The following is a 15,653-nucleotide window of genomic DNA, read 5'->3' as shown; positions in this document are numbered from 1 at the left end:
GGTCGAACGCACGAGCGGAACCGCCCCAGGTCTCGGAGCAGACCTTGGTCAGAGCAGCAGTCAGAGTGGTCTTGCCATGGTCAACGTGACCAATGGTGCCAACGTTGACGTGCGGTTTGTTACGTTCAAATTTTTCCTTAGCCACGACAGTAAACCTCTTACTTAAAGGGCTGAATCAACCTTGTTTTTTAACCAGTGCTTCGACGATGTTCGACGGAGCTTCGGCGTATTTGGAGAATTCCATGGAGTAGCTCGCGCGACCCTGGGACATGGAACGTACGTCGGTTGCGTAACCGAACATCTCGCCCAGCGGAACCTCGGCACGGATAACCTTACCGGAAACCGAGTCCTCCATCCCCTGAATCAGACCACGACGACGGTTCAGGTCACCCATCACGTCACCCATGTAGTCCTCGGGGGTCACCACCTCTACCTTCATGATCGGCTCAAGCACCTTACCGCCGCCCTTCTGGGCCAGCTGCTTGGTCGCCATGGAGGCAGCGATCTTGAACGCCATCTCGTTGGAGTCGACGTCGTGGTAGGAACCATCGAACACGGTAGCCTTCAGGCCGATGAGCGGATAGCCGGCAACGACGCCGTTCTTCATCTGCTCTTCGATACCCTTCTGGATCGCCGGGATGTATTCCTTCGGAACCACACCACCCACGACTTCGTTGGTGAATACCAGACCTTCGGCGATGTTGCCTTTCTCGTCCACGTCGGCGGAAGAGAAGCGGATCCAGCAGTGACCGAACTGACCACGACCACCGGACTGACGAACGAACTTGCCTTCGATCTCGACATTGTCCTTGGAGATGGTTTCGCGGTAGGAAACCTGCGGCTTGCCGATGTTGGCCTCAACGCCGAACTCGCGCTTCATGCGGTCGACGATGATGTCCAGGTGCAGCTCACCCATGCCGGAGATGATGGTCTGGCCAGTCTCTTCGTCGGTCTTCACGCGGAAGGACGGGTCTTCCTGGGCCAGCTTGCCGAGGGCGATGCCCATCTTCTCCTGGTCAGCCTTGGTCTTCGGCTCAACGGCAACCGAGATTACCGGCTCCGGGAAGTCCATGCGCTCGAGGACGATCGGCTTCTCCAGATCGCACAGGGTGTCACCGGTGGTGACGTCCTTCATGCCGATCAGGGCAGCGATGTCACCAGCGCGGCATTCCTTGATCTCTTCACGCTGGTTGGCGTGCATCTGCACCATCCGACCTACGCGCTCTTTCTTGCCTTTTACCGAGTTCAGTACGGAGTCGCCGGAAGCCAGGACGCCGGAGTAAACGCGAGCGAAGGTCAGGGTGCCGACGAAGGGGTCGGTCGCGATCTTGAACGCCAGAGCCGAGAACGGCTCGGCATCGTCGGCACGACGCTCGTCCTGGATCTCGTTGTCGTCAGTGCTGTCCGGATGGACGCCCTGAATCGGCGGGATCTCGGTCGGAGCCGGCAGGAAGTCGATCACGGCATCCAGAACCAGGGGCACGCCCTTGTTCTTGAAGGACGAACCGCAAACGGCCGGAACGATTTCGCTGGCGAGAGTACGAGCGCGCAGACCTGCCTTGATTTCCTCGACGGTCAGCTCACCCTCTTCCAGGTACTTGTTCATCAGCTCTTCGTTGGCTTCGGCGGCAGCTTCAACCATGTTGCTGCGCCACTCTTCGGCCAGCGCCTGAAGCTCGGCAGGGATCTCCTCCTCGCGGTAGGTAGTACCCTTGTCGTCTTCGTTCCAGTAGATCGCCTTCATCTTGATCAGGTCGATCTGGCCCTGGAAGTCGTCCTCGGCACCGATAGCCAGCTGAACCGGGACCGGGGTGTGACCCAGGCGGTTCTTGATCTGGCCGACTACGCGCAGGAAGTTGGCACCGGCACGGTCCATCTTATTCACGTAGACGACGCGCGGAACGCCGTACTTGTTGGCTTGACGCCATACGGTTTCGGACTGAGGCTCAACGCCGGAAGTACCGCAGAACACGACGACCGCACCGTCGAGAACGCGCAGGGAGCGCTCTACTTCGATGGTGAAGTCAACGTGACCGGGGGTGTCGATCACGTTGACGCGGTAGTTGTCGTACTGGCCACGGGAACCTTTCCAGAAAGTGGTCACGGCAGCGGAGGTAATGGTGATACCACGCTCCTGCTCCTGCACCATCCAGTCGGTGGTGGCGGCGCCGTCGTGCACCTCACCCATTTTGTGGCTGAGACCTGTGTAGAACAGGATCCGCTCCGTCGTGGTGGTCTTACCGGCGTCTACGTGGGCGCAGATACCGATGTTACGGTAGCGGTTGATAGGGGTTGTACGAGCCACGAAATAATCCTCGCGAGATTAGAAGCGATAATGCGAGAAGGCCTTGTTGGCCTCTGCCATGCGGTGCACGTCTTCACGCTTCTTCACAGCAGCGCCTTTGCCATCGAAGGCATCCAGCAGCTCGCCTGCGAGACGCAGGGCCATGGATTTTTCGCCACGCTTGCGCGCGGACTCAACCAGCCAGCGCATGGCCAGCGCATTACGACGGGACGGACGAACTTCGACCGGAACCTGGTAAGTGGCACCGCCTACACGGCGGGACTTGACTTCGACCAGCGGAGCGATGGCGTCGAGAGCTTTCTCGAAGATTTCCAGGGGATCGCTGTTCTTGCGTGCTTTGACAGTATCCAGGGCACCGTAAACGATGCGCTCGGCTACGGCCTTCTTGCCGCTTTCCATCACGTGGTTCATGAACTTGGCGAGAATCAGGCTTCCGTATTTCGGATCGTCCAGGATCTCACGCTTGGCTGCTACACGACGTCTTGGCATTGATAAGCCCTCAAACGGTCTTCAGGTTAGCCCGGGACCATAACCATTCGGTTACGCCCGACCTTACTCTTATCGACTCAATGAATATGAAAATTGGTCAAGCACCGAATTACTTCGGACGCTTGGTACCGTACTTGGAACGACCCTGCTTACGGTCTTTGACGCCGGTGGTATCCAGCGAACCGCGAACGGTGTGGTAACGCACACCCGGAAGGTCCTTTACACGACCGCCACGGATCAGCACTACGCTGTGCTCTTGCAGGTTGTGACCTTCACCACCGATGTACGAAGTCACTTCGTAGCCGTTGGTCAGGCGAACACGGCAAACCTTACGGAGTGCGGAGTTCGGTTTCTTCGGCGTGGTGGTGTAGACGCGGGTGCAAACGCCACGACGCTGCGGGCAGTTCTGCAGCGCAGGTACGTCGGATTTCTCGACGATACGGCTGCGCGGCTTACGCACCAGCTGGTTAATAGTTGCCATCTAATTGCTCCACTGTTGTCTTTCGACGCTATTGCCTTACAAAGAAAGCAAAATGACAGGGCAAAACGCCCTGTCAAATTTAGGGGTGCATGAGTCTAAAGAGACTCAATGCCCCCGTCAAGGCAAAGCCCCCGGAGGCCTAGGCCTTCGGGGGCATCGCACTTAATTGCCGCTGAGATTCAGCGCTTCGGTCAGCGCTGCTTCCACTTCGCTGGCGCTGACGCGGACCGGCTTGCCGGCTTCGCGCTGACGCTTGCGCTCGCTGTGGTAGGCCAGGCCGGTACCGGCCGGGATCAGACGGCCCACCACGACGTTTTCCTTCAGGCCGCGCAGGTAGTCGCGCTTGCCGGTAACCGCCGCCTCGGTGAGGACGCGGGTGGTTTCCTGGAAGGACGCCGCGGAGATAAACGACTCGGTGGACAGCGAGGCCTTGGTGATACCCAGCAGGACGCGCTCGAACTTGGCGATGAAGCGGTCTTCGGTCGCCAGACGCTCGTTCTCTTCCAGCACCTGGGTCAGTTCCATCTGGTCGCCCTTGATGAAGCTGGAGTCGCCGGACTCGGCAATCTCGACCTTGCGCAGCATCTGGCGCAGGATGGTCTCGATGTGCTTGTCGTTGATCTTCACGCCCTGCAGGCGGTACACGTCCTGGATCTCGTTGACGATGTACTTGGCCAGTGCGCTGACACCCAGCAGGCGCAGGATGTCGTGCGGATTGCTCGGACCGTCGGAGATAACCTCGCCGCGGTTCACCTGTTCGCCTTCGAACACGTTCAGGTGACGCCACTTCGGAATCAGCTCCTCGTAAGGATCGGTACCGTCGTTCGGCGTGATGACCAGACGGCGCTTGCCCTTGGTCTCCTTGCCGAAGGAGATGGTGCCGCTGATTTCCGCCAGGATGGACGGCTCTTTCGGACGACGCGCTTCGAAGAGGTCGGCCACGCGCGGCAGACCACCGGTGATGTCGCGGGTCTTCGAGGTTTCCTGCGGGATACGGGCGATAACATCACCCACACCCACCTGGGCACCGTCGGCCACGCCAACCAGGGCGTTCGCCGGCAGGAAGTACTGGGCGGGCACGTCGGTACCCGGCAGCAGCAGCTCCTTGCCGTTGGCGTCGACCAGCTTCACGGCCGGACGGATGTCCTTGCCGGCTGCCGGACGATCCTTCGGATCCAGCACCTCGATGTTGGTCAGGCCGGTCAGTTCGTCGGTCTGACGCTTGATGGTGATGCCCTCCTCCATGCCGACGAAGGTCACGGTACCCTTCATTTCGGTCACGATCGGGTGGGTGTGCGGGTCCCACTTGGCGACGATTGCGCCCGGGTCGACCTTGTCGCCTTCCTTCACCGAAATCACGGCACCGTACGGCAGCTTGTAGCGCTCGCGCTCACGACCGAAGTCGTCGGCAACGGCCAGTTCGCCGGAACGGGATACCGCTACCAGGTTGCCGTCGACACGTTCCACGTGCTTCAGGTTGTGCAGACGGATGGTGCCGCCGTTCTTCACCTGGACGTTGTCGGCAGCCGAGGTCCGGCTGGCCGCACCACCGATGTGGAAGGTACGCATGGTCAGCTGGGTACCCGGCTCACCGATGGACTGGGCGGCGATTACACCGACCGCTTCACCGATGTTCACCTGGTGACCACGGGCCAGGTCGCGACCGTAGCACTTGGCGCAGATGCCGTAGCGGGTTTCGCAGGTGATCGGCGAACGCACCACCACTTCGTCGACGCTCATGCGCTCGATGAACTCGACCCATTTCTCGTCGATCAGGCTGCCGGCGGGAACGATGACTTCGCCGTCGTCGCTGCCCGGCTTGAACACGTCACGGGCGATGACACGGCCCAGTACGCGCTCACCCAGAGGCTCGACCACGTCGCCACCTTCGATGTGCGGGGTCATCAGCAGGCCGTGCTCGGTGCCGCAATCGACCTCGGTCACTACCAGGTCCTGGGCGACGTCTACGAGACGACGGGTCAGGTAACCGGAGTTCGCGGTCTTCAGTGCGGTATCCGCCAGACCCTTACGAGCACCGTGAGTGGAGATGAAGTACTGGAGTACGTTCAGGCCTTCACGGAAGTTCGCGGTGATGGGGGTCTCGATGATGGAGCCGTCCGGCTTGGCCATCAGGCCACGCATACCGGCCAGCTGACGGATCTGGGCCGCGGAACCCCGCGCACCGGAGTCCGCCATCATGTACATGGAGTTGAAGGACTCCTGGTCGACTTCCTTGCCCTCGCGGTCGATGACCTTCTCTTTCGAGAGGTTGGACATCATCGCCTTGGACACTTCGTCGTTGGCCTTGGACCAAAGGTCGATCACCTTGTTGTACTTCTCGCCCTGGGTTACCAGGCCGGAGGCGTACTGGGATTCGATCTCCTTCACTTCCTCGGTGGCGGCATCGATGATGCGAGCCTTCTCATCCGGGATGACGAAGTCGTTCACACCGATGGAGACACCGGAAATGGTCGAGTACGCGAAACCGGTGTACATCAGCTGGTCAGCGAAGATGACGGTATCCTTCAGACCCACCACGCGGTAGCACTGGTTGATCAGTTTGGAGATAGCCTTCTTCTTCATCGGCTGGTTGACGACGTCGAAGGAAAGGCCGGCCGGTACTACCTGGAACAGCAGCGCACGACCGACAGTGGTGTCGACGATGCGGGTGTTCTTGGTGATGCCGCCTTCCTTGTCCTTGACGGTTTCGTTGATCCGCACTTTCACACGGGCGTGCAGAGACGCTTCGCCGGCGCGGAATACGCGGTCGACTTCCTGGAGGTCGGCGAACACGCGGCCTTCGCCCTTGGCGTTAACGGCCTCGCGGGTCATGTAGTACAGACCCAGAACCACGTCCTGGGACGGCACGATGATCGGTTCACCGTTGGCGGGCGACAGGATGTTGTTGGTGGACATCATCAGGGCGCGCGCTTCCAGCTGGGCCTCAAGGGTCAGCGGAACGTGGACGGCCATCTGGTCACCGTCGAAGTCGGCGTTGTACGCGGCGCAGACCAGCGGGTGCAACTGGATCGCCTTGCCTTCGATCAGCACCGGCTCGAACGCCTGGATACCCAGACGGTGCAGGGTCGGCGCACGGTTCAGCAGGACCGGATGTTCACGGATGACTTCGGCGAGAACGTCCCAGACCTCGGGCAGTTCGCGCTCGACCATCTTCTTGGCCGCCTTGATGGTGGTAGCCATGCCGCGGGCTTCGAGCTTGCCGAAAATGAACGGTTTGAACAGCTCGAGGGCCATCTTCTTCGGCAGACCGCACTGGTGCAGGCGCAGGGTCGGACCCACGGTGATCACGGAACGACCGGAGTAGTCCACGCGCTTGCCGAGCAGGTTCTGACGGAAGCGACCTTGCTTACCCTTGATCATGTCAGCCAGGGACTTCAGCGGGCGCTTGTTGGAGCCAGTGATGGCACGACCACGACGGCCGTTATCCAGCAGGGCGTCCACAGCTTCCTGCAGCATGCGCTTTTCGTTGCGCACGATGATGTCCGGAGCAGCCAGGTCGAGCAGGCGCTTCAGGCGGTTGTTACGGTTGATGACGCGACGATACAGATCGTTCAGGTCGGAAGTCGCGAAGCGGCCGCCATCCAACGGAACCAGCGGACGCAGGTCCGGCGGCAGCACCGGCAGGACGGTCAGCACCATCCACTCGGGGTGGTTGCCGGAGTCCTTGAAGGCTTCCATCAGCTTCAGACGCTTGGACAGCTTCTTGATCTTGGTTTCCGAGTTGGTCTGCGGAATCTCTTCACGCAGGCGGCCGATCTCGTGCTCCAGATCGATGGCGTTCAGCAGCTCGCGAACGGCCTCGGCGCCCATGCGCGCGTCGAAGTCGTCACCGAACTCTTCGAGGGCTTCGAAGTACTGCTCGTCGTTCAGCAGCTGGCCCTTCTCCAGGGTGGTCATGCCCGGATCGATCACCACGTAGCTCTCGAAATAGAGCACGCGCTCGATATCACGCAGGGTCATGTCCAGCAGCAGGCCGATACGGGACGGCAGGGACTTCAGGAACCAGATGTGGGCAACCGGGGACGCCAGTTCGATGTGGCCCATGCGCTCACGGCGCACCTTGGCCAGGGCGACTTCCACGCCGCACTTCTCGCAGATCACGCCGCGGTGCTTGAGGCGCTTGTACTTACCGCACAGGCACTCGTAGTCCTTCACCGGGCCGAAGATCTTGGCGCAGAACAGGCCATCACGCTCGGGCTTGAAGGTACGGTAGTTGATGGTCTCCGGCTTCTTCACTTCACCGAAGGACCAGGAACGGATCATCTCGGGCGAGGCCAGACCAATACGGATGGCATCGAACTCTTCGATTTGACCCTGGTTTTTCAACAGATTCAGCAAGTCTTTCAAGGCCTTTCCTCCTCACGGACCCGCTACGACCGGCCTTGACCAGCCGTAGCGTTTTGGGCGTCGCGTGTTATTCGGTTTCCAGTTCGATGTCGATGCCGAGCGAGCGGATCTCTTTGATCAGCACGTTGAAGGACTCGGGCATGCCGGCCTCCATGCGGTGATCGCCGTCCACGATGTTCTTGTACATCTTGGTCCGGCCGTTCACGTCGTCCGACTTCACGGTCAGCATTTCCTGCAGGGTGTAGGCGGCGCCGTAGGCTTCCAGTGCCCAGACCTCCATCTCCCCGAAACGCTGGCCACCGAACTGCGCCTTACCACCCAGCGGCTGCTGGGTAACCAGGCTGTAGGAACCGGTGGAACGTGCGTGCATCTTGTCGTCGACCAGGTGGTTCAGCTTGAGCATGTACATGTAGCCGACGGTGGTCGGACGCTCGAACTGGTTGCCGGTACGACCGTCGAACAGGCGCATCTGACCGCTTTCCGGCAGGTCGGCAAGCTTCAGCATGGCCTTGATCTCGCTTTCCTTGGCACCGTCGAACACCGGGGTGGCCATGGGTACGCCGCCCTTCAGGTTCTTCGCCAGGTCCAGGATTTCCTGGTCGCTCAGCTCGTTCAGGCTCTCCTGACGGCCACCGATCTCGTTGTAGATCTCGTGGAGGAACTCGCGCAGTTCAGCGATCTTGCGCTGCTCTTCCATCATGCGGTTGATCTTCTCGCCCAGCCCCTTGGCCGCGAGGCCCAGGTGGGTTTCGAGGATCTGGCCGACGTTCATACGAGACGGTACGCCCAGCGGGTTCAGAACGATGTCCACCGGAGTGCCGTTGGCGTCGTGCGGCATGTCTTCAACCGGCATGATCACCGAGACCACACCCTTGTTACCGTGACGGCCGGCCATCTTGTCGCCCGGCTGGATGCGGCGCTTGATAGCGAGGTAGACCTTGACGATCTTCAGCACGCCCGGAGCCAGGTCGTCGCCCTGCTGCAGCTTGCGCTTCTTGTCTTCGAACTTGTCGTCCAGCATCTGGCGACGGTCGGACAGGTACGCCTGGGCCTTCTCCAGCTGCTCGTTCAGCGCGTCTTCAGACATGCGCAGCTTGAACCACTGGCCGCGCTCGAGGCCGTCGAGGTACTCGTCGGTGATCTCGGTGCCTTTCTTCAGGCCAGCGCCGCCTTCGGCGATCTGGCCGACCAGGGCGGAGCGCAGACGCTCGAAGGTGGCGCCTTCGACGATGCGGAACTCTTCGTTCAGGTCCTTGCGGATCTCGTCCAGCTGCATCTTCTCGATGGACAGGGCGCGGCTATCGCGCTCCACGCCGTCGCGAGTGAAGACCTGGACGTCGATCACGGTGCCCTTGGTGCCGGTCGGCACGCGCAGGGAGGTGTCCTTAACGTCGGACGCCTTCTCACCGAAGATCGCGCGCAGCAGCTTCTCTTCCGGAGTCAGCTGGGTCTCGCCTTTCGGAGTGACCTTGCCAACCAGGATGTCGCCAGCCTGCACTTCGGCACCGACATAGACGATACCGGCCTCGTCCAGCTTGTTCAGCGCGGCCTCACCCACGTTCGGGATGTCCGCGGTGATTTCTTCTGGGCCGAGCTTGGTGTCACGCGCCACACAGGTGAGTTCCTGGATGTGGATGGTGGTGAAGCGATCTTCCTGGACCACGCGCTCGGACAGGCAGATGGAGTCCTCGAAGTTGAAGCCGTTCCAGGGCATGAACGCAACGCGCATGTTCTGACCCAGAGCGAGTTCACCCATGTCGGTGGACGGACCATCGGCGAGGATGTCGGCGCGAGCGACCACGTCACCCTTCTGCACCAGCGGACGCTGGTTGATGCAGGTGTTCTGGTTGGAACGGGTGTACTTGGTCAGGTTGTAGATATCCACACCTGCTTCGCCGGTCTCGACTTCGTCGTCGTTGACACGGACCACGATACGGCTGGCGTCGACCGAGTCGATCACGCCGCCACGACGGGCCACGACGCAAACACCGGAGTCGCGCGCAACGTTGCGCTCCATGCCGGTACCCACCAGCGGCTTGTCGGCACGCAGGGTCGGGACGGCCTGACGCTGCATGTTCGAGCCCATGAGTGCACGGTTGGCGTCGTCGTGCTCGAGGAACGGAATCAGCGAGGCAGCGACGGAAACGACCTGCTTCGGCGAGACGTCCATCAGGGTCACGTCTTCCGGCGCCTTCACGGTGAACTCGTTCAGGTGACGTACGGCTACCAGTTCGTCGACCAGTTGACCCTGCTCGTTCATCGTTGCCGATGCCTGGGCGATGACGTGGTCGGCCTCTTCGATCGCGGAAAGGAAGACGATCTCGTCGGTCACCTGGGTGCCCTTCACAACGCGGTACGGGCTTTCCAGGAAACCGTACTGGTTGGTGCGGGCGTAGGTCGCCAGGGAGTTGATCAGACCGATGTTCGGACCTTCAGGGGTTTCGATCGGGCACACGCGGCCGTAATGGGTCGGGTGTACGTCACGAACCTCGAAGCCCGCGCGCTCACGGGTCAGACCGCCCGGGCCGAGTGCGGAAACACGGCGCTTGTGGGTGATCTCGGAGAGCGGGTTGTTCTGGTCCATGAACTGGGACAGCTGGCTGGAACCGAAGAATTCCTTGATCGCGGCAGCCACCGGCTTGGCGTTGATCAGGTCCTGCGGCATCAGGCCTTCGCTTTCGGCCATGGACAGGCGTTCCTTGACCGCGCGCTCGACGCGCACCAGGCCAACGCGGAACTGGTTCTCGGCCATCTCGCCGACGCAACGCACGCGACGGTTACCCAGGTGGTCGATGTCGTCGACGATGCCCTTGCCGTTACGGATGTCGACCAGGGTCTTCAGCACATCGACGATGTCTTCCTTGCTCAGCACGCCGGAGCCTTCGATCTCGGTACGACCGATGCGGCGGTTGAACTTCATGCGGCCGACCGCGGACAGGTCGTAACGCTCGGCGCTGAAGAACAGGTTGTTGAACAGGGTCTCGGCGGCTTCCTTGGTCGGCGGCTCGCCCGGACGCATCATGCGGTAGATCTCGACCAGGGCTTCCAACTGGTTGCCGGTGGAGTCGATCTTCAGGGTGTCGGAGATGAACGGACCGCAATCGATGTCGTTGGTGTACAGGGTCTCGATGCGTACGACCTGGGCCTTGGCGATCTTCACCAGCAGGTCGGTGGTCAGCTCGGTGTTGCACTCGGCGATGATCTCGCCAGTGGCCGGATGCACGATGGCCTTGGCCGAGGTGCGGCCAAGGACGTAGTCCAGCGGGACTTCCAGCTCCTTGATACCGGCTTTTTCCAGCTGGTTGATGTGGCGGGCAGTGATACGACGGCCCTGCTCCACGATCACCTTGCCGGCCTGATCCTTGATGTCGAACACGGCGATTTCACCGCGCAGGCGCTGCGGAACCAGTTCCAGGTGCAGACCTTCGCCCTTCACGTGGAAGACGTTGGTGGCGTAGAAGGCGTCCAGCACTTCTTCAGTGGTGTAGTTCAGCGCGCGCAGCAGGACGGTGGCCGGCAGCTTGCGGCGACGGTCGATACGGACGAATACGCAGTCCTTCGGATCGAACTCGAAGTCCAGCCAGGAGCCACGGTAGGGGATGATACGAGCGGAGTACAGCAGCTTGCCCGAGCTGTGGGTCTTGCCGCGGTCGTGGTCGAAGAACACGCCCGGCGAACGGTGCAGCTGGGACACGATGACACGCTCGGTACCGTTGATGATGAAGGTACCGTTCTCGGTCATCAGGGGGATTTCCCCCATGTAGACTTCCTGTTCCTTGATGTCCTTGATCGCTTTGTTCGACGATTCTTTGTCGAAGATGATCAGACGGACTTTCACCCGCAGCGGCACGGCGAAGGTCACGCCGCGCAGCACGCATTCCTTGACATCGAACGCCGGCTCGCCCAGGCGATAGCCAACGTATTCCAGGGCGGCGTTACCGGAATAGCTGATGATCGGGAAAACAGACTTGAAGGCCGCGTGCAGGCCGATGTCACGGAAATGTTCCTTACTGACTCCCGCCTGCAGGAATTCGCGATACGAATCCAGCTGGATGGCCAGGAGGTAGGGTACATCCATGACGTCCGGCAACTTGCTAAAGTCTTTGCGGATACGTTTTTTCTCAGTGTATGAGTAAGCCATCAGCGTTCCCCAGCTTGGTCACCTGCTTGTTTGGCCCCTCCGACGGGAGTAGCCAGAAAATCGTGCAAACCCCTTGGTTTGCTCCGCCTCCCAGTGGAGGTCGGGTCACGTCCCAGGTGGCATCCGGAGACAACCACCTAGAACGGAAAAAGGCCGGTGGCATAAGCCACCAGCCGTCAGCCTTGCGCGAAGCGCGGAGGCTGTAGACGCAAGGTCGTCGCTTACTTGAGCTCGACTTTGGCGCCAGCTTCTTCCAGGGCCTTCTTGGCAGCTTCGGCTTCTTCCTTGGAAGCGCCTTCCTTGACCACGCCCGGGGCGCCGTCAACAACTGCCTTGGCTTCTTTCAGACCCAGACCGGTCAGCTCGCGAACGACCTTGATCACGTTCACTTTCTTCTCGCCGGCTTCGGTCAGGATGATGTTGAACTCGGTTTGTTCTTCAACGACAGCAGCGGCAGCAGCCGGGCCAGCGGCAACGGCGGCAGCAGCGGTAACACCGAACTTCTCTTCCATCGCCTTGATCAGTTCAACGATCTGCATGACGGACATTTCGGATACGGCGTTGATGATGTCTTCGTTGGTCAGAGCCATGACTCTAATTCCTGTATTGGTGGACAGCCTTCGCGGCCATCAAAATTTTAAGATTTCGTGAAAGGGACTATGCGGCCTGGATCAGGCAGCAGCGCCTTCTTTCTGGTCGCGAATGGCCGCCAGAGTACGAGCCAGCTTGCTGGTAGCGCCTTGGATCACGCTCATCAGCTGTGCAACGGCTTCGTTGTAGGTCGGCAGGGTCGCCAGTACGTCGATCTGATTGGCTGCGAGGAACTGGCCCTCGAATGCAGCGGCCTTGATCTCGAACTTGTCCTGACCCTTGGCGAACTCCTTGAAGATACGGGCAGCAGCGCCCGGATGCTCGTTGGAGAACGCAATAAGGGTCGGGCCTTTGAACGCGTCGTTCAGCACTTCGAACTGAGTGCCGGCAACGGCGCGGCGAGCCAGGGTATTACGTACGACACGTACGTAAACGCCTGCTTCGCGGGCCTCTTTACGGAGTCCGGTCATAGCGGCTACGGTCACGCCACGGGCATCAGCCACGACAGCGGACAGGCCAGCTTTGGCAGCCTCGTTGACTTCAGCGACGATGGCCTTCTTGTCTTCGAGTTTAATTGCCACGGGTCTAACTCCTGGATGTTACCGTTTCGCCCAGCCGGAGCCGGACGGCGTTTTGGTGTCTGATTCGGTAAACGAATCGGGAGCACCATCTGCGTAGGCTCGGAAATCGCTTCCCAGTTTGAGGCTTGCGCCGCCTACGGTCTTGGATAGCCCCCGCCAGGCAGGGACCCCAATACCTGGCGCAATGGATGAATCCATCGCGCCTTTTATTACTTAGCCTTCGAGGGAAGCCTGATCGATCTGCAGACCCGGGCCCATGGTGGTGCTCAGGGTCACGCGCTTCAGGTACACACCCTTGGAGGTGGACGGCTTCAGGCGCTTCAGGTCAGCCAGCAGAGCTTCAACGTTCTGCTTCAGCTTGATCGGCTCGAAGTCGACCTTGCCCACGGAAGCGTGGATGATGCCGTTCTTGTCGGTACGGAAACGCACCTGACCAGCCTTGGCGTTCTTCACGGCAGTGGCCACGTCAGGGGTCACGGTGCCGACTTTCGGGTTCGGCATCAGGCCGCGCGGACCGAGGATCTGGCCCAGCTGGCCAACAACGCGCATCGCGTCCGGGGAGGCGATAACCACGTCGTAGTTCAGGTCGCCGGCTTTCATTTCGGCAGCCAGCTCGTCCATACCCACTTTCTCGGCGCCGGCAGCCAGAGCGGCTTCAGCAGCGGGACCCTGGGTGAAAACGGCAACGCGGACGCTCTTGCCGGTGCCGTTCGGCAGAACGGTGGCACCACGAACGACCTGGTCGGATTTACGCGGATCGACGCCCAGGTTGATGGCGACGTCTACGGATTCCTTGAACTTGGAGGTAGCCAGTTCAGCCAGCAGCTTGGCGGCATCTTCGAAGCCGTATTGCTTGCCAGCTTCTACTTTCTCGGCGATTGCCTTTTGGCGCTTGGTCAGCTTAGCCATTACACACCCTCCACGTTCAGGCCCATGCTACGAGCGGAGCCGGCGATGCTACGCACGGCCGCATCCAGGTCAGCTGCAGTCAGATCAGCCTTCTTGGCTTTTGCGATCTCTTCCAGCTGAGCACGGGTAACGGTGCCTACTTTCTGGGTGTTCGGACGCGGGGAGCCGCTGGCGATACCGGCTGCTTTCTTCAGCAGTACGGAAGCCGGGGTGCTCTTGGTCTCGAAAGTGAAGCTGCGGTCGCTGTATACGGTGATGATCACGGGAGTCGGCAGACCCGGCTCGAGGCCCTGGGTCTTGGCGTTGAACGCCTTGCAGAATTCCATGATGTTCACGCCGTGCTGACCCAGTGCAGGGCCGACCGGCGGCGACGGGTTGGCCTGACCGGCCTTCACTTGCAGCTTGATATAAGCTTGAATCTTCTTAGCCATGTAAAACTCCAGTTACGGGTTCTAGCGCCCGAAGGCTCCCCGATTGCTTTCGCGTTTATCCCAGTGACGACAAAACCCCGCAACCTAGGGCTGCGGGGTTGGGATGCCATTGTCAGTTAAGCCTTCTCGACCTGACTGAACTCCAGCTCTACCGGGGTAGAGCGGCCAAAGATGAGCACGGCCACTTGGATCCGGCTCTTCTCGTAGTTGACCTCTTCGACGACACCGTTGAAATCAGCGAACGGACCATCGATGACACGAACGGTCTCACCCGGCTCAAACAGCGTCTTCGGCTTGGGCTTATCACCGCTGTCAGCAACGCGACGCAGGATAGCTTCAGCTTCCTTCTCAGTGATGGGCGCCGGCTTATCGGCAGTACCACCGATAAAGCCCATGACACGCGGCGTATCCTTGATCAAGTGCCAAGTCGCCTCGTTCATCTCCATCTGAACCAGCACATAGCCAGGGAAGAACTTGCGTTCGCTCTTGCGCTTCTGGCCATTGCGCATCTCCACCACTTCCTCGGTGGGAACCAGAATCTCGCCGAACTGATCTTCCATGCCGGCCAGCTTGACGCGCTCGATCAGCGAGCGCATGACATGCTTCTCGTAACCCGAGTAGGCATGCACAACGTACCAACGCTTAGCCACGGCGCACCTATTAACCAACAATCAACGAAACAAGCCAGCCGAGCAGGGTATCGAGCCCCCACAACAGCAGCGCCATCACCAGCACAACAGCCACAACAATAAGAGTGGTCTGGGTGGTTTCCTGACGAGTCGGCCAAACAACCTTGCGAATTTCCGCGCGAGCTTCCTTGGCGAGAACGAAGAAAGCCTGACCCTTGGCAGTCTGCAACGCCACAACAGCAGCGATAGCAGCAAGAGCGAGGAGCACAAGGACACGGTACAGGATCGGCGCAGCGGAGAAATACTGATTGCCGACCACACCAACAGCAACAAGAACCACCACGACGACCCACTTCAGAACGTCGAAGCGTGTTTCTTTGGCTTCAGCCTTGGCATTCATCAGCTAGGATCCTGTGAGAGAAATGCCAGATTCACTTTCTTGGAATCTGGCAGGCCAGGAGGGAATCGAACCCCCAACCTGCGGTTTTGGAGACCGCCGCTCTGCCAATTGAGCTACTGGCCTGTAACAAAGTCAGGCCGACCATTATGCCGGCCCGAAACACCAAGATCAAGTCTTTATTCGATGATCTTGGCTACAACACCGGCACCAACGGTACGGCCGCCTTCGCGGATCGCGAAGCGCAGGCCGTCTTCCATGGCGATCGGGGCGATCAGGGTGACAACCATCTTGATGTTGTCGCCCGGCATTACCATCTCTACGCCTTCCG

13 protein-coding genes and 1 tRNA gene are annotated in these 15,653 nt (G+C 60.2%); all 14 read right to left on the bottom strand.

Features of this window, described 5'->3' with window-relative positions; genetic code table 11:
• Positions 1-145, bottom strand: a 145-nt coding sequence (locus ACFW0H_RS29685) for a GTP-binding protein (protein WP_236212687.1), incomplete at its 3' end; no start/stop codon positions are given.
• A gap of 30 nt (positions 146-175) precedes the next feature.
• Positions 176-2,305, bottom strand: coding sequence for an elongation factor G (fusA, locus tag ACFW0H_RS29680; protein ID WP_422917409.1), 2,130 nt, complete (start codon positions 2,303-2,305; stop codon positions 176-178).
• Positions 2,306-2,323: 18 nt separating this feature from the next.
• Complete coding sequence (rpsG, locus tag ACFW0H_RS29675; protein WP_016490528.1) at positions 2,324-2,794, bottom strand: 30S ribosomal protein S7; 471 nt, start codon at positions 2,792-2,794, stop codon at positions 2,324-2,326.
• Between the two features lie 109 nt (positions 2,795-2,903).
• On the bottom strand, positions 2,904-3,275 hold the full coding sequence (rpsL, locus tag ACFW0H_RS29670; protein ID WP_003448708.1) for a 30S ribosomal protein S12: 372 nt from the start codon (positions 3,273-3,275) through the stop codon (positions 2,904-2,906).
• A 162-nt stretch (positions 3,276-3,437) separates the two neighbouring features.
• Positions 3,438-7,643 carry a DNA-directed RNA polymerase subunit beta' gene (gene rpoC, locus ACFW0H_RS29665; protein ID WP_422917408.1) on the bottom strand — a complete coding sequence of 1,402 codons (4,206 nt, stop codon included), beginning with the start codon at positions 7,641-7,643 and terminating at the stop codon, positions 3,438-3,440.
• Positions 7,644-7,710: 67 nt separating this feature from the next.
• Positions 7,711-11,784 carry a DNA-directed RNA polymerase subunit beta gene (gene rpoB, locus ACFW0H_RS29660; protein ID WP_422917407.1) on the bottom strand — a complete coding sequence of 1,358 codons (4,074 nt, stop codon included), beginning with the start codon at positions 11,782-11,784 and terminating at the stop codon, positions 7,711-7,713.
• A 221-nt stretch (positions 11,785-12,005) separates the two neighbouring features.
• Positions 12,006-12,374, bottom strand: coding sequence for a 50S ribosomal protein L7/L12 (rplL, locus tag ACFW0H_RS29655; protein ID WP_028630534.1), 369 nt, complete (start codon positions 12,372-12,374; stop codon positions 12,006-12,008).
• A gap of 81 nt (positions 12,375-12,455) precedes the next feature.
• Positions 12,456-12,956: a 50S ribosomal protein L10 gene (gene rplJ, locus ACFW0H_RS29650; RefSeq protein WP_422917406.1), complete on the bottom strand. Its 501-nt coding sequence runs from the start codon at positions 12,954-12,956 to the stop codon at positions 12,456-12,458.
• Between the two features lie 213 nt (positions 12,957-13,169).
• Positions 13,170-13,865 carry a 50S ribosomal protein L1 gene (gene rplA, locus ACFW0H_RS29645; protein ID WP_422917405.1) on the bottom strand — a complete coding sequence of 232 codons (696 nt, stop codon included), beginning with the start codon at positions 13,863-13,865 and terminating at the stop codon, positions 13,170-13,172.
• Positions 13,865-14,296 (bottom strand): 50S ribosomal protein L11, encoded by a 432-nt coding sequence (gene rplK / locus ACFW0H_RS29640; protein ID WP_003448698.1) that lies wholly within the window; start codon positions 14,294-14,296, stop codon positions 13,865-13,867. Before rplK ends, rplA begins: the two co-directional genes overlap by 1 nt.
• A gap of 116 nt (positions 14,297-14,412) precedes the next feature.
• On the bottom strand, positions 14,413-14,946 hold the full coding sequence (nusG, locus tag ACFW0H_RS29635) for a transcription termination/antitermination protein NusG (protein ID WP_377694828.1): 534 nt from the start codon (positions 14,944-14,946) through the stop codon (positions 14,413-14,415).
• 10 nt (positions 14,947-14,956) lie between these two features.
• Entirely contained in the window at positions 14,957-15,325 is a 369-nt protein-coding gene (secE, locus tag ACFW0H_RS29630) for a preprotein translocase subunit SecE (RefSeq protein ID WP_422917404.1), read from the bottom strand.
• Between the two features lie 47 nt (positions 15,326-15,372).
• A tRNA-Trp gene (locus ACFW0H_RS29625) sits at positions 15,373-15,448 on the bottom strand.
• A 53-nt stretch (positions 15,449-15,501) separates the two neighbouring features.
• Positions 15,502-15,653, bottom strand: a 152-nt coding sequence (locus ACFW0H_RS29620) for an EF-Tu C-terminal domain-related protein (RefSeq protein ID WP_459077337.1), incomplete at its 5' end; no start/stop codon positions are given.

Source organism: Metapseudomonas cellulosilytica (genome assembly GCF_049334135.1).
GTDB lineage: Bacteria > Pseudomonadota > Gammaproteobacteria > Pseudomonadales > Pseudomonadaceae > Metapseudomonas.
This window is presented reverse-complemented; position numbering and strand designations above follow the sequence as displayed.